The 2,528-nt window shown below is 61.9% G+C and carries 3 protein-coding genes; all 3 read right to left on the minus strand.

Going from position 1 to position 2,528, the window contains the following annotated elements; genetic code table 11:
* Nucleotides 1–630: hypothetical protein (locus QM633_RS05210; RefSeq protein WP_415152669.1), on the minus strand; the 630-nt coding region annotated here is incomplete at its 3' end.
* On the minus strand, nucleotides 627–1,598 hold the full coding sequence (locus QM633_RS05215) for a class I SAM-dependent methyltransferase (RefSeq protein ID WP_415152670.1): 972 nt from the start codon (nucleotides 1,596–1,598) through the stop codon (nucleotides 627–629). The genes QM633_RS05210 and QM633_RS05215, both read right to left, overlap by 4 nt.
* A 79-nt stretch (nucleotides 1,599–1,677) precedes the next feature.
* Nucleotides 1,678–2,391, minus strand: a complete 714-nt coding sequence (locus QM633_RS05220; RefSeq protein WP_415152671.1) for a class I SAM-dependent methyltransferase — start codon at nucleotides 2,389–2,391, stop codon at nucleotides 1,678–1,680.
* Nucleotides 2,392–2,528: the final 137 nt, after the last annotated feature.

Below are 2,528 nucleotides of genomic sequence, written 5' to 3' on the forward strand. Positions count from 1 at the left end.
CCGGCCGCCGAACAGGCTGGAGCGTCGGGCGAGATCTGCGATCCAGCGGCTCGGCGCCGCCACCGTGATGTCGAGTCCGCGGTACCCCTGCTCGCGCCGTCGATGCCCGTCGCGCGACAGATCGCCGGCATCAGCGCTGTTTAGCTGCGGGCACTCGCCGCAGGCCTGCTCAAAACGGATGCAAGCACCGGGATAGTGGCAGCCCCCGCTGAAAGGCCAGATATCGGACAGCCGCCACACAATCGGCTTGCCGATGGCGTGGAGCCGGCGGGCGTCGAGAAACGCGCCGGCGACCCAATGCAGGCACACCACGTCGGCGGCGGCGAAGCTGCGCGGGTCGATCCGGCCGTAGCTGAACCGCATCGGCGAGAACGGGGTCGGAGGCCGCCCCGGATAGCGGCGCAGCGCGCGGGCATTAAGATAGGCGACGACGTCGCTGCCGAACCGCCCGACGCCCGGCCAATGCGCCGGCACCACCGTAGGGTCGTCCTTCGATCTCCGCCCGACATGGAACGTCGAGTTCAGCCCCAGCCCCAGCAGCGTCCGATGGATCCGGAACGCCGCCTTGTTGGCGCCGCCTTCACTGTCCGACTGGCCAAGATGCGCGACAGAGAGCGGCCTGGAGCTCACATCCGCCTCGCATTGGCGACGACCCCGTTGCTGCCGTAGAAGACTTCGATGTCATCTAGCCCCTCGACCTGCTCGACCATGTGCCGGACTTCATCCAGCGTGCGCGGCGTATCGTAGCGCGCCGACAACGCATCGAAGGTGTCTAGGATCGCCCATTCGAGCCTCTGCTCGCGGGTCAATCCGCTGCGCAGATAGTTCCAACATGGAATCCGCAACACGCCAAGGAGCTTCGGGCCAAGAAACGGGATTCGCCGAATGAACGTATCGATCGGCAGCCATAGCGGCATGTATGCCCGAATGATCGACAGCAACTTGCGCGGTGGCATATCCACGGTCCAGCGGCGCCAGAAATACTTCGGCTGATTGAATGGGTCCAAGCGGTCGTGCTTGAGATAGTAGTCGATACTGATCCGTCCGCCGGGCTTAACTTTCTGAACGAGTGCCTGGAAGGCGCGATCCGGCTCAGGTGTGTGTTGCAGCACCCCGTAGCAAAATACATAGTCGAACACCGCATCCTGACAGGGAATGTCGTAGATGTTGCCCTGAAAGAACACGACCTCGCCGCCGGTCGCGTTGTTGAGACGATTTGCGACAACCGCCTCGCTCAAGTCGAAGGTCGTGACGATAGCTCCGGCATCGAGCAGCACTTCGGTGAAACGCCCGGCACCAGATCCCGCCTCCAGTACCCTCTTGCCGTAGACATCCCGCGGGCGCCACTTGGTACCTTCCCAGAAGCGCTGAAACGACAGCTTCCGACCCGACCTACTGTCGAGCTGGGTCGACCGAAATACGTTCCACTGGAGACCAAAACCGTCCGCGTAGTTTTCGCCCGTCACGAAGCGTGAAATGCCATCGACGATCGGGACGATCTGGCCGCCAGCGTTGTCGACCAGCCGCCCTGCGACGATATCGCCGTGGCTATCAGCCTCCGCTTCGATTTGATAGCGATGCCCGAAAGCTTCCTGCAATTGCGACAGCGTAGCCAATTGTCTCGACCTCAATCACTTCGCCCATCCGCGCGCCGACATTCAGGCGCGGGAGCGCGGCTCATCCACGGGCCGTCGCCAAAATCGATTGCGGTTTCCGGAATCGATTGAAAATTTCCGATATCAGAAGCTTGCCTTGCGACACCTTCGGCGTGCTGATGTCGCGAAAATTTCGCGTTTCCACTTTCACGTCGTGAAATCCCCGCGACGACAACGTATCCGCCAGTTGCGCCGCCGACCAGCTTCGCATGTGCTGCCAACGATGGTAGATGACGTTTGCGACGGGGCAATACACCATGCTGTCCTCGAGCCGCTCTTCGTTAGGAGTCGTGACGACGAACAAGCCACCCTTCTTGAGAAGGCGGCGCGCCTGGCTGAGAGTCAGTTCGAGCGCCTGATCGTCGAGATGCTCGATGACTTCGAGCAGAAAGATCGCATCGAACTTGCGTTCGCTGCTCAGCAGTCCGTCGATCGTGTCGAAGCCCATGAAGTTGTCGCGGCCCCGAACGTTCACCGCGGAGCCGATCGTCTCCAGCGAGATATCGGCGCCCAGCACGGTGTAACCTTCATCCAGAAGATACGGCAGAAGATGTCCGGGCCCGCAGCCATAGTCGAGCACCGTGGCGTTCTTCGGGATCATGCCGCTGACGAACTTGATGACGTCGCGCCCCTTCTGACGACTGAAATACAGCTCGGGAAACTGCGAGTAATAGCCCCAGAATCGGGACAGCGTTTCATTGTCCCATTTCAGCATCGCCGGCTGCGGTGTCGTCATTTCGTTCGGGCCCCTCTCACAAACCGGCAGACTGCGGCGCGCGTGCCGTGGAGCGCGCCAGATAATCGATCGCCTCGGGGTTCGCCGCCCAGGCGGCGAAGTCGTCGAGGTCGCCATTGTGGCCGATCTGCCGATCG

This window comes from Propionicimonas sp., assembly GCF_047606205.1.
Taxonomy (GTDB): domain Bacteria; phylum Actinomycetota; class Actinomycetes; order Propionibacteriales; family Propionibacteriaceae; genus Propionicimonas.

Bases quoted from the DNA above. Each gene is read 5' to 3' on its own strand.
- QM633_RS05220 (WP_415152671.1), bottom strand. From the start codon at position 2,391: ATGACGACACCGCAGCCGGCGATGCTGAAATGGGACAATGAAACGCTG.